Source organism: Methylobacterium sp. 001424705, assembly GCF_059816145.1.
The window spans coordinates 44,744-63,473 of sequence record NZ_JCBANU010000028.1 but is presented as its reverse complement, the minus strand read 5'-3'; the positions used below and the strand labels follow the sequence as shown (position 1 = coordinate 63,473).

Below are 18,730 nucleotides of genomic sequence, written 5' to 3'. Positions count from 1 at the left end.
AGGCTCCTACTCTTCGGTCAGGGTGGCATCCTCATCAAAGACCGCGGCTTTCGCTGGCAGGCCGATGAACGCGGCAGTCAGGATTGCGGCGGCCAGTGGAGCATAGGTCGCCAGGGCACGGCGGCTGATCACCGGCCAGATCCCGTGCGCCGACATAGGGCGCGTGGTGGGCAATTCCGGCGCTGCCCCCGGCCGTGTTGCGAGCCGATGGGATAGAGCGGGCTCCATCAGGGGCGCAGGCACCGGAGGATGGGCGGCGGCCAGGATCGCCACGACATCACCCACCGTCCAATCTCCGGTTCTGAACCGGCCCCAGGCCGCGGAGATCGAACCGAGTTCTTTTTCAAGATTGGTGATCACGTCGTGCCGCCGAGGAAGTTCGAAGCGGAGCCGCCGGCCACCGAACTTCGCATCGACGTGGGAGACCGGTTTAGGCTGCATTGGAATTGACCGCCTTGCATTGGAGGGCGAGGAATTCACGGCGGCCGATTTCCGAGACGCCGGTAATTTGGAATTTCTGACCGGCGTGGGTCAGGCGCAGAGCGGGCGTGATCCCGGCGCGCCAGCGGATCGTGAACACTGCAAGCTGCTCGGTGTTGGTGGCGCCGCCCGCGAAGAACTCGCGGCTCGAGGTGTCGCGGCGATTGGCCCACACCTCGGCCAGGGGATTCAGCGCCTCGATCTTCGCGTTGGTTTTCGGATCCCGGGAGGTTGTGACGGTCTGGAGGATGATGCGCCGGTCGAGCGCCCCGACCTTCATCACACCCGGCTCCAGACCCGGTACGGCGCGAACATGCGCTGCATCACCGGATCGTCCTGAAGCGAGGTGCTGAAGGGGTCGCCGCGCGCCTCGTGCAGGCGGGCCACCGCCATGAGGATGGCGTGGCGCAGGCCCTCATCCACGTCCGTGCTCTTCGGGCCGTATCCCGCGTCATACGTCACGCGCAGGAACGCGGGCCCGGCGGCGATCACCGGCCACCGGTAGTCCGGCAGGAAGACGAGATGGGTGAGATCGTCGTCGCCGTCATAGGTGGTGAAGCCGGCGGTTGGGACCACGACGGGCGAGCCGGCGGCGTCAATCACCTCGACGCTCTTGACGGTGATCACCGGCGGCCGCGGCAGGGTGATGCCGCAGGCGCCCTCCCTGGAGACTTCCGGCCCGGTGAAGCCCATGAGGACGGGCAGGGGTACCGTCAGGGCGAGCGTCTGGCGGATGAGGGATCGGCCGAGCCAGCCATTCCGCCCGGACAGCCAATCCGTCACGGCACGGATCTGCCGGGTGATCAGCGCATTCGAGGCGTCACCCTCGACGCGCAGGTGATCCTTCGCCTCCTCCAGCGTGACGGGCAGAGCGTCGGTCGCGGGCGGCGTGATGATCTTGAGGGCCATCTCAGCGTGCCCCCGACTTCGCGCCCGGCGGGCGGCCGGGCCGGCGCTTCGCAGGCTCGGGGATCGGCGTGGGCTCAGCCTTATTCGCGGGCGCCGGAGCCATCTTGTTGTCGGGCACGGGCACGAATTTCAAACCGGTCGGGAGATCCGCGACCAAGTCGCCAAGATCCTTCCGCCGATCCTCGGAAATGGTGATGACGTCGCCGGGGTGCACGATGTTGTCGTGATGGCCGTTGGCAAATGGCCGGAGAACTTGAACGCGGGGCATCTCGCCTCCTCCAATTGAAAAGGCCCGACACGCGGCCGGGCCTTCAGGGTGACGATGAGGGTGAGGATTAGGAGCCCGAGGGCGTCGGGAACGTGCCGTAGATGATGCCGGCCGGGCGCTTCACCGCGAGGGCCAAGCGCTTCTCGGCGCGGACCGTCAGGGTGTTCTTGATGAAGTTGTCTCGGTCCTCGGAGGACACCACCACCTCGGCATCCATGCGATCGAAGATCTGCGCCGAGGTGCCGAGCGAGCCCACCAGGAACTTGCCGCGCGGCATGGCCGGGGTGACGGCCAGGGGCAGATCCCAGATGGTGCGGCCCTGGAAAGAGCCGAACGGCCCGTTCCCGAGGTAATGCCCGTCGGCGACTTTGTAGGAGACGATCTCGGCCCAATCCAAGGTGTTGAGAATCATGCCCGTGGCCGGCAGGAGCGCGAACTCGGCCTGTGCGATGGCCTGCAACAGGATGTCGAGCTTCGTCGGCGCCACGATGGCGAACGGCGCCGCGAAGGGAGTCGCCTGAGTGGCGAGGCCCTTGAGGTTCTCGCCCGTCCCATCGCCGAACAGGAGCTGCTGTTCCTCGACGTAATCAAGCCCGTAGCGAAGCTCGCCGTCGACCATGCTCTCCAGGCCGGGCACGTCATCGAAGGCCTGACGGGACACCGGGATCCAGTGGGCGATCGTGACCACCTTGGCGGTGTCGGGCAGGAAGGTGATGTCGGACTCGGGCTTCTGCGCTCCTTCCGCCACCGGCGCCGCGTTATTCACGAAGCCGGTCTGCCGCACGAAATAGATGAGGTTGCCGGCGGTGCGCCCGGGCTGGAGAAGCTGGCGCACCGTCATGGGCCGGTGCGGGAGCATGATCGGATCGGGCTGGCGATCCGGCGCGATCATCGATCCCGCCGAGGTCGGCGCCGAGGTGATCATCTTAACCTCGATTCGGTTCGAGCCGCGGCCGCCGTTGGCCACGAAGCTCTTGAACTCGGGGGAGTTCGTGACGCGCTGGCCCAGGCTCTTCACCTCGGGTTCGCCACCGGGCCGGCGGGCACCTTTCTGCTCGGCCTCGAGTACGCGCGCTGCGAGATCCTCGATGTCTTTCCGGGCCTTTTCAAGCGCGCTCTTAGTCTCGGCCAGGGCCTCGCCGTGCTTCTTGGTCTCCGCGGCCGCCTTTTCGGCAAACTCGCCGAACTCGCGGTTACGGGTCTCCAGTTGCTTAGCCAGGGCTGCGAAGTCGTCGTCCTCGCCGGAGCGGCCGCCGGCATCCTTCGTGCGAAAATCCCGGTGCGGAATCATTTTAACGTGCGCGTTCATTGTCAGTCCTTCAGATCTGGGGGAGTCGGTAGGAGCCGGCGGCCTCGATGAGGCGCGCAACGGCGCTGGTGTCCGCCTTTGGCTGGCCCGCCTCCCGGCGGTTCCAGGCCTTGAAGCCGTGGGCGGCGATGTCCGCGGCTTCCGAGCGCGAGAACCCGACTTTCTCCCGAAGGACGGATTCGAACTCTCGATCGGTGATGCGCTCGCCCGCGGCGAGCTTCGCCTTGACGACGTCAATGCGTGCGTCGGCGTGCGCAGGATCTGTGACGATGCTCGCTTCCACGAGCTCGATACCGGTAAGCGTGCGGATTCGCTCCGCTTCGTTGAAGCTGTCCGCAGTCACGAAGTAGCCAATAGACAGGCCTGAGATGCAGCCGGCGACCATGCCGCGCTGTGCGATCCGCGCGTAGGGCGCCACATCCAGCCAAAGGGTGCCCTCGCCGTAGAGGCCCTTTTCGTCCTCCTCCAGCCGGGTCCAAGCCCCGATCGGCTCATCCATCCTATGCTGCCAGCACACCGGGACGGTGCGCCCTGCGGCCTTGGTGGCGGCGAGGCTCGCGGCGAAGGCACCCGGGGCCACCACCTCGCGATAGCTGTCCGGCGTCCCGAACACCGAGACGTGGCCCGAGAACCGGCCCTCGCTGTCTGGGGCGGCCTCAATCGCGAGGGGGAAGGCACGGCGTTTGACGTTCATTGGCGCGTCTCCTGCGGGACGACTTCCTCCCGGGTTGGGGTGACGATGATCCCGAGCCGGTCGAGCGGGAGGAGGTTGGATTGAGCGGTGAGCACGTCGCCGCCATCGACCATGGGCAGGTTCTCCAGCGCGCGGATCTCGTTGCGGGAAAGCCAACCGTTCTGAGCGGCGGAGGCGTAGAGCTTGGCCCGGGCCTCGCTGTCGACCTGGAGGAGGCCGTCGCGGGCAAACTCGCACCACACCCGCCCGCGGTCGGCCGGCACCACCAAGGCACGAGTGGCGCTCTGCTCGATGCGCGATAGGAGCGGGCCCAGGCCCGTCGTCAGCCACGCCCGGATCAAAGATTCGATCCCGGAGCCCCAGGCCGTCACACCCTCGCCCGTGTGCCCGACCAGCACCGAAGGGATGTTGCCCATCAGGCGGCAAATTTCCTGGATGTGCAGGCCGCGCGACGCCAGAAGCTCAGCGTCCTTCAGCGGCATGGTGATCGACTGCCAGGAGAAATTGCCCTCGAGGATGCCGATGCGCCCGATGTTCTCGGTGCCCTGCATGGGCTCGATGAGCGCCTTGCGGGCCTGCTCTCGCTGCGGATCGGTGAGCACGGACTCGGATTTGAAGAACCCGCCGGGGCGGATGCCATTGGCGAAGGTGCGGGCCGCCGCTTCGTCCGTTGCCATGGCAAGGCCGAACGCTTGGCGGCCGTACTGCACCGCCGAGAGGCCCAGGTCGCCGCCGAGCCCGAATGCTTTGAGGTGCCACACGTCGTCGGCGGAGTAGATCTCACGGCCGCGCGGGTCGGCGTAATCGTAGATCAGCGCGAAGGTGTTGGGATCGCGCCGAACCGTCATCAGGTCCGGCCGCAACATCGTCAGCGCTCGCACCTGGCCCACGGATCGGGTCTTCAGCGCGAAGGCGTTGCCGAACAGCATGGAGCACGCGACCATGCCCTCGAGGAACTCGGCCGGCGTCTGATCAGCGTTCGGAGACTGCCGCAGCACCACCGCCATCGGGTGATCCGGGATGCGCTCCCGGGTGCCATCGGAGCGCTCGCGGTAGACGTGCAGCGGGAGGGTCGAAACCGTCGTCGCGGTGAGGCGGATGCAGGCGAGGGCGGTTGCGATCTGCAACACGCTGTCCGGCGTGACCGCCTTGCCGGTCCAGGACTCGTAGCCCCCAAAAACGGACCAGAAATTCCGGTCCCGGAGTGTGAGCGTGCGGCCGAGGAAGGATAGCAAACCCATTATGCCCACACCGGATTAGAGAGGAACGCGGAGAGATCAGGCGGCGGTTTGACTGTCATGGATCGTGCTTTCTCTAAGCCGAGGGCCATCGCCAGACAGACGATCAAGTCGATGCGCTGCCGCGACTTGTCTTTGTCGAGCTTCCGATTGCCGGCGCTGTCCTTCGTCGTGACGGCGTTGCTGGCGTTCCACGTCAGCACGGGCGTGTTGCCGTGCCGGAGCCTGCGCATGGCGATGGCTTTCTCCAGCGCATCCACCGCCGGGGCCATCGAGACGTAGCCTTGGCCCCAGTCGACGATCGGCACCGCGCCGGTCCGCTCGCACTCGGCGAAAGCATCATCGTCCGCAGGATTCTTCACCCGCGACACGGACACGCCGAGCTTGTCGAATTCCGCCTAGATGGCGGTCATCTTGAATCGGTCGTAGGCGAGGCCTCGGACCTTGAAGCGCGTGAACAGCCCGGCAAGAAACTCCGCGATGATCGCTGGATCGTTGATCGTGGTACCGGATGGCGCGATGATCAGATCTCGGTCCCGCCAATCGACGTAAGGAACGCGGTCGCCCACGGCCCGATCGGCAAGCCCTTCGCCTGGCAAGAACCCCCAGGCGTGCACGTCGAAGCCGGTTGCTTCGTCTCCCCAGATCCCGACCACGCCCGTGAGATCGCGGGTCGCGGACAGGTCGAGCGCCAGGAAATACGGCTTGCCTTCCAGGGTCTCCAGCGGCGTCGCGGGGTCGCCGTTGTCCTTCCACTCCGCCATGCTGAGGAACCGCACCTCGGCCGCGGTGCGACGGTTGAGGATGAGGTTCTCGAAAGCGGGGCGCGCGCTGCGCATCAACTGTGCTTTGCCCGATTGGCGCTCCACATCCGACAGGGATCGGAAATCACCGAGGGCCGGGTTGGCGGCCTTCCACGCGGCCGGCGAGAACGGGTCGAGTTCGATCGGCGCCGTGAAGAGGGTGAGGTGGAAACTTGGATCGTTGATGATCCCGGCCTGCACCTGAAGGCCGTAATCGATCTGTTCGGACATAGGCGCGAAGTCGCTGTCGGCCTGTGTGCTGATGATTAGGAACAGCGGCTCCTCTCGGCCGCCCATGGCCGTGTCGAATGCGTCGAACAGCTTTCGGTTTTTTGCCGCACCAAGCTCATCGTAGATCACGCACGAGGGATTGAGGCCGAGCTTAGTTTTGTCGTCGGCTGAAACGGCTCGGTACCTTCCTCCAGTAGGGAAGTGCTCGATTTCTTTTTTGAAGCTGATGATGTTCGTTTCGCCATCAAGCCTGTCGTCCGTGCGGATCATCGCCCACATCTCATCGAACAGCTTGCCCGCCTGCTCGGTATCGTTGGCACAGGAATAGACTTCGGATCGGGCCTCGCGCTCGGGTCCGACCAAGTGGCAAAGGGCGATGGCTGCGGCGAGTTGGGTTTTGCCGTTCTTACGGCCCATCGAAAGCACTGCTGTCCTGATCAGCCGGTGCCCCTTGCTGTCGACGGCATAGACTTTTTGTAAAAAATCTTTCTGCCATGACCGGAGCCGAAATGGCTTTCCTGCGAACTTGCCGGACATGATCTTCAAGCCCTCGATGAACTTGATGACGCGCGCGGATCGGCTGAGGCCCGCACGCTCCCAAGGGCGCTTACGGGCGCGCTGTTTGGCTTCTGCCTCCGTCAGAATTCGACGTGGCTTGGCGCCCTTCCCGCGAAGGCCCATTCGTCACGCGCGGCCGGTCGCGGCGACAGCGAAGGACGAACCTGCGCGCACGATCATGCGGGAGAGGACTGCATCCTTCCAGCCGGCGACCCAGAGGCGCGGCCGCGTCTCGACGGCCTGCTCTGCACCTGTCACATCAGCCGGCGTTCCTGGCTCGCCGAGTGCGAAGAACCCGCGATCGTATCGCGTCGTGTTGTCCCCATTCGAGGTGTCGAGTCCGACGAACAGGCGCAATTGCTCATCGGCGTTCGGCTGGCCGACCGTGATCACCCGCGGCGCCGCGGCCAGGGTGAAGCGACCGCTCGCGAACATCCGGTGAGGTGCGCTGGAGATCACACCCGGCCGGACGATGCGATGCGCCGCTATTTCGTATTGGATTGTCGGCAGGGTGATCGCGCTGACGGTCCCGCCGGCCGATACGAAGCTGTCGCCCTGCACGATCGCGAAACTCGAGCTTGGGACCACGACCACACGCACCAGGCCGTCCGGACCGTTCACGGAAAATCGGGGGGCTGCATCTGCGACCGCAGCCGCGCCTACCGGGTTCGGCACCGCGCCCGCCCGTGCCACCGCCAGGATCGAACCGCGATAGGCGTGGGTGCTGAGATCCGCCTCATCCATTCCCACGGTGAGCCGAAGCTCCTCGTCTGCCGCGGCGGCCGGCACGGTCACAGTAGCACTCGGCGTGCTGGCATCGGCGGAGGTGAGCCGGCCGCTCGCTGCAATTCGATGAGGGAGATCCGAAATTACGCCAGCACCGAAAATACGGTGAGCCGTCACCACGTAGCGAATTGCTGCGGGCATTCAATTACTCCAGATTTTAAGGGGGTTTCGGCCGCTGCGCGGGCCGGTGCGTCGAATTAAATCTGAGCGTCGGGAAATGACCGGCCCCGAACGAAATTAGATTTCCGAGTTTCGACCCGCCCTACCCCTGGGGGGAGTTTGAGGCTGAGATGCTGATTGCGTCACCAGGGTTGCCGCGTGGCGGTGTTCTCAGTCTCGATACCAGGGATGCGCCTTATCGAGGGGTTGGCCGTCAGCGCCTACGGCATCACGGTAGCCGCGCCTCTCGATCTGCTGTGCATCTCGATTGTGGTGCCCGCCGCAGAGGCCAATCCATTTGCTCTTGTCCCAGAACACCGCCTGATCACCTCGATGAGGAGTGGTGTGGTGCACGTGTTCAGCCTTCACCTGCCTGCCCTCGGCAGCACACCAGGCGCAATTTGGGTGCGAGCGCAGGAAACCGGCCCGCGCCTTGTCCCAGGCCGTGCCGTAGCCGCGTTGGCGGAAGGTAGGGCGTGCCATCAGGGGTGCAGCTTTTTGCCTTCGCGAAGGCGCAGGCGAATCGCATCAAGCTCGCGGCGCATATCCCGCATCGCTCGCTCGGCGGCCTCTGCACGCCGTGTCTCGGCATCTGCCAGGCGCAGGACAGTTTCGATGCGGTTCTCCAGACCGCTGTTCGCGTGCTGGAGGCGGCTCACACGCTCCTGGAGAATGCGGGCTTGCTCATCGAGGAATTGCACGATGATGGCCTCCAGACGTGCGAAAGCACCACGCGGCTCAACCGGGCGATGCTCTTCGTGCAGGGCTGTCGGGGGTGCGGTGCGCTCCAGGCGCATTTCGCGGTGTAGATGTACCGTGGCCGTGTTTGCCTGGAGGGTCAAACAACGGAATGCATTTTGCGTGAAACCATTATTCGTACGTTCAGCCCGAACGTACAGGTATCACAAGGGAATTTGCCTCTGAGGATTTATTTTCGTGAGGGTATTGCCAGCTTTCGGCGATGCGTGCTGACTCAGCGGTGCGAGCTCCCGGCAGGCCTATTTAGTAGGCCAGCTTCAGAACAATTCGACGCAAACCATATGCTCAGAGCTTTCGTCCTCAGATTTGCAGTCGCTGCACAGATAATAGTGGAAATCTCCTACCTTGTAGTGCCCCTCTGCATCTCGAAAACAAAAATCACATTTACGTCCCTTACCGGTCAGAGGCCTCCCGTCTTTGACGCCCTCCGAAGGTAATGGATTCCATGAAGGATCAGTAGGAAGTATACATGGCTCTGGCTGCGCCACAGGGCCAGGGTATGGTGTAACCACAGTGGAGGGCTGTGGCGTCGCCACAGGGCGAACGTCCTCGGGGTATGGCGCCACCACATCCTTCGGAATGGACGGTCGTGTCACCTGAACTTGCATTTTCATACGCGGAACACGCTCTTGCCTACGGACGATATGGCCGCGGCGCTCAAGCCACTGGAGGCTTTGCCGAAATGTATTGATGTTCAATCCGAAGCGCGCTGCTGTGAGCTCACGCCTTTCCCAGGATCTCGCGTCGGCGCCGCTCGAAAACCCGAAACTGAGCACCCACGCTGCTTACTTTGCCGCTGATGGTAGTTCGTCGTCCCCTAATACGCTTGCGGTCCAGCGCTCAATCTCACGCATTTTCCCGCCTGCGCTCCAGGTCAGCACATCGGCTGGCCGGGTTTCAGCGGGTGCACGTCGGCGGGCTCGCTCTTTCGGAGAAGATTGATCGCTCATAACGCTTTGTCGCCTTCACGCACACAAAGGAGGCGCGGCCCCAAGATATGAGCCACGCCTCCAATCGATAATTTAAGCTGCCGTTGAGGCGAGCTTGTCATTGTGCGTGTTCGATGACCGCTGCTGCTGCGCTGTCGAGCGTCGGGAATTCGCCGATCAGACTCCACTGAGCGTCATAGGCGAGCACTTGGCCGCGCTTACTCACCATGCCGCGGTATACCCCGTCCGAGAAAACCTCGAGCGAAACCGGACCTCGACGCTGGCCGCTGATCTCAGCGGTCGATGCGGTGTGGTGCTGATTAAGCGGAATGATTTGGGCAGACATTTCGAGCTTCCTGTGAAACGGCTTCTGAGGGCCGGGACGCCCTACGGGAGGGGGCGTCCAACCAGCCAACGGGACTGGCGCCGGGAGGCTCAGAACGGTCACAGAGAACCGCCTCATCGCTTTCCCCTTTCGGGTCTTGTATAGCGGCGAGACTCCCGGCATAGTTTCACCGGGCGCACCGAATGGCTAAATTCGGCACGGTGCGAATGCGAAGGGATGTCCCTGGCAGGAAATCTCAACGCTCTGTGACTGCAACCGCTAGCCCTGGCAGGCCCGGTTGCGGGAGATTCTGAGGCTCCGAGTCTGACGATAGAACGAAACCCGCCGGGCGCAAGCCGTGGCGGGCTTTTCGTTTGGATATCAGGGCTAGGGCTATCTGCTTTGGTTCAGGGACCAGCAGCTTCAGCTGATTTGTCAGGCGAAGTGCTTTTCTTAAGGGCGCCGAGCTCAACTCTACTCTCGTAGGCTGAGACTGCGAGCTTCGCCGCTGCTGTTGCTCCCGCTCCTACCAAGACAATAGAAGCCAGGCGCGGATCGAAATCCAGCATCCTGGAGGCAAAATCAGCTTTTTCGCCTTGCAGAACATTGTACATAATTCCAAGTATGGCCGATAGGCTCCAGAAATTCCATAAGGTATCTGAGGCAGCCTTTATTGGTTTATATCTTATATTATCGTTAGACATCAGTATAAAGCAGACTATTGCTACTAAGATATACAATATAACAAAATATCCGAATCCTACCTTGGTCCCTATAAGTATCATTCCACAAGAAAACCCTAGAACTAGTACGTATATGATTCCATGACAGAAAAGAACATTGCGAACTGATTGTGGGATGTCCATGGCAACTTCTACTTTGAGAATAATTCGTCGCACCTTTTCCTATCCGATGATTGGTTGCGAAATTCCCGGCCATGGACACGATTTGAGCAGATAATTTGGGGATGATGAACTCACCCTTTCGGAAGATATTTCACCAAACTGGTGCGGGAGGCGTCGAAAATTACCTATCCGATTCAAGTGCACCCAATTTCCCGCACCTTGGGCGGACGTATCTGATTCCTTTAGGGAATTTCAAATCGTCCCTGGGCACCATTGATTCCCCAGTTCTAACGGACGCTCCGTCTTTCGGTATCAACCATCGCACTACGGTGGATGGCTGGGTCTGAGTGGCTCTGTCAGGCCGGTCGAGTCTGCTGCGCGAGCCGTATAGAGACTGCGTCGCCTCGGACTGACCGTCGGTCACAATGCGCCGCCATCATGGCTCCCTGTGCTTTCGACCCGGCCCGTGGCTCCTCCGACGCGGGTTCCGCCGCGTCGGAGGAGGGAACGAACCGCGCACAAGGGGCGTCATCCTTCGACTCTGTTGAAGTTGGAGGAGACTGCCATGGACGATGATCGCGTTTGGTCGTTCGAGAAGAGCTTATGGACTGGCGACGCGAACCATTACCGCGAACTGGTCGACGACGAGTGTCTCATGGTCTTGCCGACGCCGCCCTTCGTGCTCAGCGGCGCACAAGCGATCGAGGCGGTTGCCGCGACCCCACGCTGGTCGGGCATTGAGATCACGAAAGGCCAGATCTCGCGTCCCCAGGAGGGTCTCATCATCATCGCCTATCATGCGAAGGCATCGCGCGACGACGAGTCGTACGAAGCCAATTGCACGTCGACCTATCGCCGGATCTCCCATGAAGTCTGGCAGGTCGTCCAACACCAGCAGACGCCGCCCCTCGCCATTCCCGCAGTTGACGACTGACCGTCACACACAACGGTCCGACGCCTCTGCTTAGGGCGGGTCGTTGGACCGGATGCAATGAGGCTGCACGGGGCATCCTGCCGATGTACGATGCCCCGTTGACCGCCTTCAGCCGGCGCCATACCCGCCTTCCTTATTCGTCGGGTGCCGGTTGGGCGAGTGGTCGTCGTAACCGCCCGTCTCCGGCCCCCGATTACGGGACGGCTCGACACTGCCGGGTGAGGTCGGGCCGGCCTCGGCGGCATCGTTGCTGGTCCGCGGTTCGACGAACGACTTGGCCCTGGGCGGGATGGCGCGGGTATCCGTTTCTACCTTGTCCGAAGTCATGCTTCCCTCTCAGGTTCGTGCCCCATACGGGGAAGAGACCGCCGAGGATCGGGTTCCGTCCACCGTGAGCGCGGCGCAATTTCGGCCCCGATGAGGTGAGCCATGGACGCCGCGGCGATGGTCGCTGTCGGGCGACGGCGGCGGGTGTTGCGCGACGGCGACGGCACCACTGCAACTGTGCGCCGCGCGTATAGGAGGACACCATCCTCGCGATTGGCATGTCATGAACCCCAGCCGATAACAGGCTGGTTTGGACCATGGACATGAAGACAGCTGGGTTTCGCCGGACAATGCAGGGCGCGCCGATTGCCGTCCTCCTGGCCCTCGCGTTGGGCAGCCCTTCCGCGAGGGCCGGTTCGGCGGCACAGCCGGGGCAGACGGTGGGGCAACCGCCGGGTGCGCCGTTGCCGGTGGGCCTCTATTTCATCAACACGTCGAGTTTTGGCTCGCGCGATCTCGCTCCACGCTCCACCGACTCGAACATCAACCTGCCGTCGTTCATCTGGGCGACCCCGGCGGAGGTCGTCGGAGGACGACTGCAATTCGTCGTCCTGCAACCGATCGTGGCGTCGAGCACCCGGGGGGCTGCCTACCAGAGCGGGTTCGGCCAGACGCTGCTGGCCGCGCAGGTGGCCTGGAAGCTCGGGCACGACGTGAACTTCAGCTACCTCCTCGGCGCTTATCTCCCGAGCGACACGGAGATCGTCATCCAGAACCCGGTCCTGCATCAGCGCTTCGCCATCACCTACAACGGCGACGGCTGGAATCTGACGGGTAACTTCCTCTATGGCACCTTCTTCGACACGCGCTCGTCCAGCGGGACCTTTTACCCGGACTTCCTCAATCTCGACCTCACGGCCACGAAACATTTCGACCGGTGGGAGGTCGGGCCGGTCGCTTTCGGATCGACCGATCTCCCGACGCACGATCCGAGCTACGCACGTCAGGGCCAAGTCGCGGTGGGCGCGCTCGTCGGCTACAATTTCGGCCCCGTGAACCTTCAGGCCTACGTCACGCGCGACATCGTTCAGCGCAACTATGCAGGTCTCGAGACCCGTGGGTGGCTGCGCGCCACGGTGTCGATTTACCAAGACAAGGACCTGCCGGAGGGATCACGTCCCATCCTGCGCAAGTTCTAGGACGAGCCCAGCGCAGGCTACGCTGGCCTGCGCGAAATGCACGCAAGCTGGCCTCCTTCGCGCAACAGCCGGCTGCTTCGTGCGTATGTTCCTCAGCCGGCGGATCGGTGGGTTTAGTGAGGAGGCGGGTGCATGAGACACAAGGCCCTGCGGGATCAGGTTATTGTCATCACCGGGGCCTCTAGCGGCATCGGATTGACGACCGCGCGAATGGCCGCCCAGCGGGGCGCCCGAGTCGTGTTGGCGGCCCGCAGCACCGATGTCCTCGCGCGCGTGGTCAGCGAGATCGAGGCCGAGGGCGGTCACGCCGTCGCCGTGACGGCGGATGTCGGTCGGCGCGACGACGTGCAGGCGATCGCCGACGAGGCGCGGGCGAGCTTTGGCGGTTTCGACACCTGGGTCAACGTTGCCGGGCTGACCGTTTACGGCCCATTGAGCGCGATCGACTACGCTGATCATGAGCGCCTGATTCAAACCAATCTCTGGGGTACGGTGAACGGCTCCCTCGTCGCGGTTGAGCACCTGCGCCGGCACGGCGGAGCCCTGATCAATGTCGGAAGCGTCGCCTCTGACCTCGCCTTCCCGTTCCAGGGCCTCTACGCAACCTCCAAGCATGCCGTGAAGGGATTCACCGACACTCTACGCATGGAGTTGATCGCCGAGGGCGCGCCAGTCTCGGTCACCCTGGTCAAGCCTACCTCCATTGACACGCCCTTGCCGAACCGGGCGCGCAATTACATGGACCGGGAGCCGACGCTGCCCCCGCCAATCTATCCGCCGTCCGAGGTCGCCAACGCCATCCTCCACGCGGCCGTACATCCGCAGCGGGACATCTTCGTGGGCGGGGCCGGCAAGATGTTCGTCATGGGCAAGGAGTTCGTGCCCGGCGCCTACGACGAACTCGCGCCCGCCATCATTGCCCTGCAGAAGCGTTCCGAGACGCCCCGGAACCCGACCGGTGCCCTGCACGCCCCGGTTCAGGCCGGCGCAGAGCGTGGCGACCCGCCGATTTACGTGATGCGCACCAGCGCCTACACGCGCGCCACACTCCATCCACTGACCACCCTGTCGATCGCCGCCGGTCTCGCGACGGTGACAGCCCTGGTTCTCGGGCGGCGTGCCAAGCGTCCGTTGTGAGGCGGCCGACCTCAGACTGACTCAGATTTCCGGATTGGTTCGGACGGAGAATCGATCCCGGGCGGTGATCCGGTCCGCCACGAAGTCGTGGACCTCGCGCTGGAAGATCTCTTGGCAGAGAAAGGCGCGCTCGAGGTCGAGACGCTCCTCCTCAATGTCGATGTACCAGCAGCGTCGCCGCCCGCTCCAGCGGTAGCTTCGTCCCTTCAGGACGTCTTTCGTGGCGATGGGAGAGCCCGTGGCCCAGACGCGCACCGTCGGCTTGCGCGCGGTCTCGAGCAGGCAGGCGAGAGCCAAACGCCCAGAGGCCTTCAGAGGCGCCGCGAGGAGTGCCAGCAGCGCGTGACAATCGTCGATGGCGCGGTGGCCCTTGTGGAAGTACCCGTGATCGATGAGCAGGTAGCCGAGCTTCAGCCCCTCGTGGCCCTCCGCGCGCCAGGGTACCTGATGGCAGGAGCAGGCCCAGTTCTTCTCGGCGAAGACTGGCCAGCGGGTCTCGCACATCTGGCGGTCGAAGCTGGCGTTGTGGGCGATCACCACGGCAGCGTCGGCCGCCATCGCCTTCACAGCCTCGTCGTCGATGCACTGCCCAGCCACATCGGCGTCACCGATTCCGGTCAGGCGGGTGATCTCGGGCGGGATGGGCCGACCGGGGTCGTGGAGTTGATTGAGCGTGTCGAGTACGCGATAGACCCGCCCGCTCGCGCCGTACTCGAACTTGATCATGCCGAGTTCGATCACCGTGTCGTGGGTGTGATCAATCCCGGTGGTTTCCGTGTCGACGATCAGGCCGACGAAGGTCGGTTCAGTCGGCCGCTCGTCGGCATCCGCGAAGGGCCTGAGCTGCCGGAGGACGCGGTACGCGCCCGTCGTCTCAAGGGCGTCTGCGATCACGTCGAGGGCGTGCGTCGGTGCCACGTTGTCCAGGTCCAGCAGGTCTCCGATCGCGCGAACTCGTACCGGGGCGATCCGGGGCGGAGCTTATGCGCCGATCGGCGCGGTCTGGTAGTCCGTGCCGGCTCAGTATCCCCAGAAGACTGCCAGTGCTGCGGCGCAGGGTCGTCCCGCCGTCGAGCATCGGTATGCCGTGGATTCGGTCCGCTAGCCTCCGGGCTTGTCGAGCCCAAGGTGCTCATGCGCTTCGGCCGGCGTCATGCACCGAATGGTATCCTCCGAAAACCCAAGGGCCCGGAGCTCGGCTCTCTGACGATTGGTGATCATCAAGGAAACCGCAGGTGACGCCGTGGAAACCTTTTCATCGGCCAACGGTGCTGCCTCCGTCGCTCTGGCAACATGCTCGCGGAAGACTGCATCCGCCGCGTCGCGATCGAGAAATCTCAGCAGATCGTCCTCGCCTCCCACCATCGTCCGGTCCCTCATACTGCATGTCGAAAGGCAGCGTCTGCTATCATGTCCCGTCGCTCGCCGTCGCCCCGAACCCGTGGAGAACCAGCGTAATACGGGCTCGCACACGGGGCCGACCGCCGCGACGTCGCGATCCCGCAAGGAACGCAGGCTTCGCTGCTTTCACGGCCTGTCGATGGCAAGCCGGTGTTCGACGCGTTGCTCCATGAGGAACGACGCCGCCCAGATCGCCAGACCGCCCAAGGCCAGGGCGACGCCAACCCAGCCGGTGGAGGGGAGGCCGAACCCCGCCGTGAGCGCGAACCCTGCAAGCCAGGGTCCGAGAGCGTTGGCGACGTTGAAGGCGGAGTGGTTCAGAGCGGCCGCAAGCGTCTGTGCATCCTCGGCGACATCCATCAGGCGGGTCTGCAGGATCGTGGCGAGTCCGCCACCGCAGCCGATGAGAAAGACGACCGGCCCGAGAGTCCAGAGGCTCCCGGTGGCGTAGGGATAGAGAGCGAGTGCGCAGGCGCTCCAGACCAGGGTCGCGCCGGCCGAGAGCATCAGCGCTCGATCGGCCGCCCAGGCACAGACGAGATTCCCGAGGGTGAGGCCCAGGCCGAACAGGGCAAGCACCGGCGGGATGGCGCTCGGCGATGCGTGGGTGACCTCCAGCATCGTCGAAGCCAGATAGGTGTAGACGGAGAACAGCCCGCCGAAGCCGATGGCACCGGTGGCGAGGGTCAGCCAGACCTGACCGCGCCGCAGAGCCCCAAGCTCCTGCAGGGCGCTGGCCCCCCGGGCCGGTGCGCCGAGAGGGGCGTGAATCCGAACCAGGATCGCGGTCACCGTGGCGAGGAGGGTCACCAGACCGAAGCTCCAGCGCCAGCCGACGAGTTGGCCGATGCCGTTGGCCAGCGGCACCCCAACCACCGTCGCGATGGTCAGGCCCGCGATGACCCGCGAAACCGCCTGCGAGCGCCGCTCGCGCGGGACAAGCGAGGCGGCGACCAGGGCTGCCACCCCGAAATAGGCGCCGTGCGGCAGTCCGGCGAGGAAACGGAAGGCCAGCATCCAAGAGTAGCTCGGAGCTAGCGCCGACAATCCGTTACCGAGAGCGAACAGAACCATCAAGGTGACGAGGAGGGTCCGCCGTGCGACGCGAGCCGCCAGCACGGCGATGATGGGAGCGCCCACCACGACGCCAAGGGCGTAGGCGCTGATGACATGGCCCGCCGTGGCGGCATCGATCCCAAGATCGGGGGCGAAGGCGGGCAGTAGGCTCATGGCGGCGAATTCGGTGGTGCCGATCGCGAAGCCCCCGGTCGCCAGCGCGACGAGAATAAGGTTCGGATGCGACGCAGGCGCCGGCAGGCCGGGCATGCGATCCGCCGCGGCCGCAGCTTCCAGAGGAGTTGTCTGTCGGAGATCGACGACGCTCATCGCTGGCTTCCGCCGGTCAGCGCCGCGTCGAGGCCGGGCGTGCCGGTCCGGCCTTGAATCGAGGCCCACTCGGGCCTCGTAGATGCGATCATGGTTCTAGGGTCCGGTACGGGGGGGCGAGAACGAGCTGCGATCAGTTCTTCGGCACCTTCTCCTTCCCTTTGCCAGGGTTCGACGTGTTGACGAGTTCGGGCGATGCCTTGGCGCGGAGCGTCTGGCGCTGGGCGTCGGTGTCGATCCGCCTGCTCCGGTCGAACGGATCGAGGTGGACGGATTCGCCGGTCCTCAGCGCCTTGGCGATGCCTTCCAGGACCCGCACGTCGGCATAGCCCTCCTCGCCGTCGCATTCGGGGTGGCGGTCGTTCAGGATGCAGTCGGAGAAGTAGCGCAGTTCACCACCGAAATGGTCTGTGTTCTTAAAACTCTCGTGGGTCTTACTTCCACCGATGGTAACGGTGCGTTCGAGAGACTTGCCGTACATGTAGCCGGGGTTTACCTCGACGCTCCCCTTCGTACCCACCACCGTGTAGGTGTCGAGCGTATTGCCCACATAGGATAGGACGAACTGCGCCAAGCGGTTGCCCGGGAAGCGTAAGGTCACGGCGACCGTGTCGTCGAAATCGCCGAGACCTGCCTCAGGGTGGCGTACGCCGACGGCGGAGACCACTTCGGTCGGCTCCGACCCGAAAACGTAGCGGGCGGCGTTCACTGGGTAAGGACCCATGTCGAAGATGGGTCCGGCCTCAATGCCACTGCGAGCCCGGTGGTTTTCAGGCGAGACCATCTGGGTGAAGGTCGAGGCGAAGGTTAGCAGGTCGCCGAGCTTGCCAGAGCGGATCAGGTCGATGGTCGCGAGGGTTGCGGGCTCGAAATGCAGCCGGTAGGCCACCATCAGCTTCGCCGGCGAGCCCTTCGCGACGTCGAGGATCTCGCGGCACTTCGCTGTCGAGATTTCCAGGGGCTTTTCCACCAAGACATGGATGCCGGCTTTCAGGGCGGGGATCGCGAACTCCGCGTGGCGCCAGTTCGGGGTGGCGATATAGAGCGCGTCGATTTTGCCCGAGTCGACGAGTTCGCCAAATTGCTCGTAGCCATAGGAATTTGTGACGCCGTACTGCTTGCCGACACCCCGCGCCTTTTCCGGATCCCCGGTGACGAAAGCCACCAGTTCGGAGTTTCCAGTGTGTGCCACACCCGGCAGCATCGCCTCCTGGGTGATGTCGCCGAGGGCGACGAAAGCGTAGCGAACCTTTCGAACCGAGGTGAGGCCGAGGGCAGATGCGAGGCTCATGCGAATCTCCGGGTGCGAAAGGGGAAGCATGTCAGGAGTCGCGATCACGGCCGGGGGCCTCGCCGCGGTTTCGAAAGGCGTTTCCCGTCAACTGTGCGCTGCAGCAGATGTTGCATAGCGATGCAGCCAGACCCGCAGGGATGCCTTGCGCTCCGCGCAGGTGCCGTTAGGGGCGTTCGACAGATGCTCAGGACGCGTCCGCCAACGGAGGGACAGTGGGTCATGCTCGTCTTAGTCGAGGATGGAGGGGGTGCTCGCCTCGGCCGTGGACCTGCTGTCGGATAATCAGGTTGACGCCATGCTCGGTGCGCTTTCGGTGAATACCCCCCGAAGCCGTGACGCGCTTCGGCGTTCCCAATCGTGATCGATGAACGCCTCGGTCACCAATCGCTGGGTCCGCACTGTGATGGCCGAACGACCATGGGGCCAGCGACACGATCTCGCAGCATCTGTACGAGCAGGGCGCCTGTCGCTTCGGCTACATCGCGGGCTGGCTGGGAACGCTTGCCCAGGAGCGCCGTGAGGCCGCCTTCCGACAAGGCCTCGCTGAACTCGGCATCACGGACTGCGCCCGGGCGCAGGGAGACCACCACCACGGCGGCGGGTCCGCGGCGGTGAGGGCACTCTATGCCTTCGGCATCGGGCCGGATGGCCTGTTCTGCCAGAACGATCTGGCGGCGATGAGCACCATCGACGCGTTGAGGGTCGAAATTCTGTCTACGCTGTCCAGGGGGCGTGCTGGGCGCCGGTTACGACCACATCGCGGGGTCAGCCCGGCCTCCCTATCGCCTGACCACGGTCGACGTGGGCCTCGATCGTGTC

General features: G+C 64.1%; 20 protein-coding genes and 2 pseudogenes. 4 read left to right on the top strand and 18 right to left on the bottom strand.

Annotated elements, in window-relative coordinates; translation table 11 throughout:
- Positions 1–6: 6 nt before the first annotated feature.
- The 13 genes and pseudogenes from AC6EUL_RS19200 to AC6EUL_RS19140 form a co-directional block, all read right to left on the bottom strand.
- On the bottom strand, positions 7–360 hold the full coding sequence (locus tag AC6EUL_RS19200; RefSeq protein ID WP_499872027.1) for a hypothetical protein: 354 nt from the start codon (positions 358–360) through the stop codon (positions 7–9).
- Positions 361–430: 70 nt separating this feature from the next.
- Complete coding sequence (locus AC6EUL_RS19195; RefSeq protein WP_499872025.1) at positions 431–760, bottom strand: phage head closure protein; 330 nt, start codon at positions 758–760, stop codon at positions 431–433.
- Positions 760–1,389, bottom strand: a complete 630-nt coding sequence (locus AC6EUL_RS19190) for a head-tail connector protein (protein ID WP_499872023.1) — start codon at positions 1,387–1,389, stop codon at positions 760–762. The genes AC6EUL_RS19195 and AC6EUL_RS19190 overlap by 1 nt, the downstream gene beginning before the upstream one ends.
- A 1-nt stretch (position 1,390) precedes the next feature.
- Entirely contained in the window at positions 1,391–1,657 is a 267-nt protein-coding gene (locus tag AC6EUL_RS19185) for a hypothetical protein (protein ID WP_499872021.1), read from the bottom strand.
- 67 nt (positions 1,658–1,724) lie between these two features.
- Complete coding sequence (locus AC6EUL_RS19180; protein ID WP_499872019.1) at positions 1,725–2,966, bottom strand: phage major capsid protein; 1,242 nt, start codon at positions 2,964–2,966, stop codon at positions 1,725–1,727.
- A gap of 10 nt (positions 2,967–2,976) precedes the next feature.
- Entirely contained in the window at positions 2,977–3,660 is a 684-nt protein-coding gene (locus AC6EUL_RS19175) for an HK97 family phage prohead protease (RefSeq protein ID WP_499872018.1), read from the bottom strand.
- A complete protein-coding gene (locus AC6EUL_RS19170) occupies positions 3,657–4,901 on the bottom strand; it encodes a phage portal protein (RefSeq protein ID WP_499872015.1) in 1,245 nt (414 codons plus the stop codon). The genes AC6EUL_RS19175 and AC6EUL_RS19170 overlap by 4 nt, the downstream gene beginning before the upstream one ends.
- Positions 4,901–6,469: pseudogene (locus AC6EUL_RS19165) on the bottom strand (terminase large subunit). The gene AC6EUL_RS19170 and the pseudogene AC6EUL_RS19165 overlap by 1 nt, the downstream one beginning before the upstream one ends.
- 147 nt (positions 6,470–6,616) lie before the next feature.
- A complete protein-coding gene (locus tag AC6EUL_RS19160; RefSeq protein ID WP_499872013.1) occupies positions 6,617–7,417 on the bottom strand; it encodes a hypothetical protein in 801 nt (266 codons plus the stop codon).
- A 189-nt stretch (positions 7,418–7,606) separates the two neighbouring features.
- On the bottom strand, positions 7,607–7,918 hold the full coding sequence (locus AC6EUL_RS19155; RefSeq protein ID WP_499872011.1) for an HNH endonuclease: 312 nt from the start codon (positions 7,916–7,918) through the stop codon (positions 7,607–7,609).
- Positions 7,918–8,277, bottom strand: a complete 360-nt coding sequence (locus AC6EUL_RS19150; protein ID WP_499872009.1) for a hypothetical protein — start codon at positions 8,275–8,277, stop codon at positions 7,918–7,920. The genes AC6EUL_RS19155 and AC6EUL_RS19150 overlap by 1 nt, the downstream gene beginning before the upstream one ends.
- A gap of 964 nt (positions 8,278–9,241) precedes the next feature.
- Positions 9,242–9,469 carry a hypothetical protein gene (locus AC6EUL_RS19145; protein ID WP_499872007.1) on the bottom strand — a complete coding sequence of 76 codons (228 nt, stop codon included), beginning with the start codon at positions 9,467–9,469 and terminating at the stop codon, positions 9,242–9,244.
- 386 nt (positions 9,470–9,855) lie between these two features.
- Positions 9,856–10,314: a hypothetical protein gene (locus AC6EUL_RS19140; protein ID WP_499872005.1), complete on the bottom strand. Its 459-nt coding sequence runs from the start codon at positions 10,312–10,314 to the stop codon at positions 9,856–9,858.
- 544 nt (positions 10,315–10,858) lie between these two features.
- Here AC6EUL_RS19140 and AC6EUL_RS19135 point away from each other — a divergent pair.
- On the top strand, positions 10,859–11,227 hold the full coding sequence (locus AC6EUL_RS19135; protein ID WP_056497355.1) for a DUF4440 domain-containing protein: 369 nt from the start codon (positions 10,859–10,861) through the stop codon (positions 11,225–11,227).
- A 108-nt stretch (positions 11,228–11,335) separates the two neighbouring features.
- Here AC6EUL_RS19135 and AC6EUL_RS19130 read toward each other — a convergent pair whose 3' ends face one another.
- Positions 11,336–11,554, bottom strand: coding sequence for a hypothetical protein (locus AC6EUL_RS19130; protein ID WP_156653441.1), 219 nt, complete (start codon positions 11,552–11,554; stop codon positions 11,336–11,338).
- Between the two features lie 263 nt (positions 11,555–11,817).
- Between AC6EUL_RS19130 and AC6EUL_RS19125 the strand changes: the two genes are divergently transcribed.
- A complete protein-coding gene (locus tag AC6EUL_RS19125; RefSeq protein WP_082504752.1) occupies positions 11,818–12,693 on the top strand; it encodes a transporter in 876 nt (291 codons plus the stop codon).
- Between the two features lie 132 nt (positions 12,694–12,825).
- Entirely contained in the window at positions 12,826–13,830 is a 1,005-nt protein-coding gene (locus AC6EUL_RS19120; RefSeq protein WP_499872003.1) for an SDR family oxidoreductase, read from the top strand.
- 21 nt (positions 13,831–13,851) lie between these two features.
- On the opposite strand, the gene AC6EUL_RS19115 is transcribed toward AC6EUL_RS19120, so the two are convergent.
- The 4 genes from AC6EUL_RS19115 to AC6EUL_RS19100 form a co-directional block, all read right to left on the bottom strand.
- Complete coding sequence (locus tag AC6EUL_RS19115) at positions 13,852–14,748, bottom strand: 3'-5' exonuclease (protein WP_056349391.1); 897 nt, start codon at positions 14,746–14,748, stop codon at positions 13,852–13,854.
- Between the two features lie 183 nt (positions 14,749–14,931).
- Positions 14,932–15,195, bottom strand: a complete 264-nt coding sequence (locus AC6EUL_RS19110; RefSeq protein ID WP_156649606.1) for a hypothetical protein — start codon at positions 15,193–15,195, stop codon at positions 14,932–14,934.
- Positions 15,196–15,357: 162 nt separating this feature from the next.
- Positions 15,358–16,557 (bottom strand): MFS transporter, encoded by a 1,200-nt coding sequence (locus AC6EUL_RS19105; protein WP_056275905.1) that lies wholly within the window; start codon positions 16,555–16,557, stop codon positions 15,358–15,360.
- 193 nt (positions 16,558–16,750) lie between these two features.
- Positions 16,751–17,908, bottom strand: coding sequence for a Gfo/Idh/MocA family protein (locus AC6EUL_RS19100; RefSeq protein ID WP_056497159.1), 1,158 nt, complete (start codon positions 17,906–17,908; stop codon positions 16,751–16,753).
- Between the two features lie 437 nt (positions 17,909–18,345).
- Here AC6EUL_RS19100 and AC6EUL_RS19095 point away from each other — a divergent pair.
- Positions 18,346–18,600: pseudogene (locus AC6EUL_RS19095) on the top strand (substrate-binding domain-containing protein); the annotation flags it as partial.
- Between the last annotated feature and the right edge of the window lie 130 nt (positions 18,601–18,730).

What these genes read in the sequence shown, in the direction of transcription:
- AC6EUL_RS19195 (WP_499872025.1), bottom strand. Translation starts at nt 760, where the DNA reads ATGAAGGTCGGGGCGCTCGACCGGCGCATCATCCTCCAGACCGTCACA.
- AC6EUL_RS19190 (WP_499872023.1), bottom strand. Translation starts at nt 1,389, where the DNA reads ATGGCCCTCAAGATCATCACGCCGCCCGCGACCGACGCTCTGCCCGTC.
- AC6EUL_RS19185 (WP_499872021.1), bottom strand. Translation starts at nt 1,657, where the DNA reads ATGCCCCGCGTTCAAGTTCTCCGGCCATTTGCCAACGGCCATCACGAC.
- AC6EUL_RS19180 (WP_499872019.1), bottom strand. Translation starts at nt 2,966, where the DNA reads ATGAACGCGCACGTTAAAATGATTCCGCACCGGGATTTTCGCACGAAG.
- AC6EUL_RS19175 (WP_499872018.1), bottom strand. Translation starts at nt 3,660, where the DNA reads ATGAACGTCAAACGCCGTGCCTTCCCCCTCGCGATTGAGGCCGCCCCA.
- AC6EUL_RS19170 (WP_499872015.1), bottom strand. Translation starts at nt 4,901, where the DNA reads ATGGGTTTGCTATCCTTCCTCGGCCGCACGCTCACACTCCGGGACCGG.
- AC6EUL_RS19160 (WP_499872013.1), bottom strand. Translation starts at nt 7,417, where the DNA reads ATGCCCGCAGCAATTCGCTACGTGGTGACGGCTCACCGTATTTTCGGT.
- AC6EUL_RS19155 (WP_499872011.1), bottom strand. Translation starts at nt 7,918, where the DNA reads ATGGCACGCCCTACCTTCCGCCAACGCGGCTACGGCACGGCCTGGGAC.
- AC6EUL_RS19145 (WP_499872007.1), bottom strand. Translation starts at nt 9,469, where the DNA reads ATGTCTGCCCAAATCATTCCGCTTAATCAGCACCACACCGCATCGACC.
- AC6EUL_RS19140 (WP_499872005.1), bottom strand. Translation starts at nt 10,314, where the DNA reads ATGGACATCCCACAATCAGTTCGCAATGTTCTTTTCTGTCATGGAATC.
- AC6EUL_RS19135 (WP_056497355.1), top strand. Translation starts at nt 10,859, where the DNA reads ATGGACGATGATCGCGTTTGGTCGTTCGAGAAGAGCTTATGGACTGGC.
- AC6EUL_RS19130 (WP_156653441.1), bottom strand. Translation starts at nt 11,554, where the DNA reads ATGACTTCGGACAAGGTAGAAACGGATACCCGCGCCATCCCGCCCAGG.
- AC6EUL_RS19125 (WP_082504752.1), top strand. Translation starts at nt 11,818, where the DNA reads ATGAAGACAGCTGGGTTTCGCCGGACAATGCAGGGCGCGCCGATTGCC.
- AC6EUL_RS19120 (WP_499872003.1), top strand. Translation starts at nt 12,826, where the DNA reads ATGAGACACAAGGCCCTGCGGGATCAGGTTATTGTCATCACCGGGGCC.
- AC6EUL_RS19110 (WP_156649606.1), bottom strand. Translation starts at nt 15,195, where the DNA reads ATGGTGGGAGGCGAGGACGATCTGCTGAGATTTCTCGATCGCGACGCG.
- AC6EUL_RS19105 (WP_056275905.1), bottom strand. Translation starts at nt 16,557, where the DNA reads ATGCCCGGCCTGCCGGCGCCTGCGTCGCATCCGAACCTTATTCTCGTC.
- AC6EUL_RS19100 (WP_056497159.1), bottom strand. Translation starts at nt 17,908, where the DNA reads ATGAGCCTCGCATCTGCCCTCGGCCTCACCTCGGTTCGAAAGGTTCGC.